This is a genomic window from Rhizobium sp. SVR5-9E, from assembly GCF_056755095.1.
In genome coordinates, this window is sequence record NZ_JBNDHS010000353.1 from 1 (window position 1) to 284 (window position 284).

The 284-nt window shown below is 41.2% G+C and carries 1 protein-coding gene; it reads right to left on the reverse strand.

Annotation, left to right across the window (positions count from 1 at the left end; all coding sequences use genetic code 11):
• Positions 1 to 284 (reverse strand): topoisomerase C-terminal repeat-containing protein (locus tag ACPYOJ_RS35145; protein WP_481420353.1); only part of this gene is annotated, 284 nt, incomplete at both ends.

A 284-nucleotide genomic window follows, 5' to 3' on the forward strand; every position in this document is an offset into this window, starting at 1 on the left:
ATGATGCAAGCACTAAACTTTTTGCCGTTCTTGGCCTTCATATTTTTGATCAGCGGGGTGTTTCTGTTGTTGATCAGTGAAGTGATCTGCTGTATGTTGAGCGTTATTCCACAAACGTTTCTGAACTGCACCCAGTTGCATTGCGCATCAGGACATTTGATGATCTTGTCTTTGATGATGAGGTTTTGCTGCTGGCATTTTGGACATTTGAGTTCGGGGATCTTTTCTTGATGAATTGAGAGTGATAATAGTTCTTTGGTGATCTCTGTTGTGTAGTCTTTGCT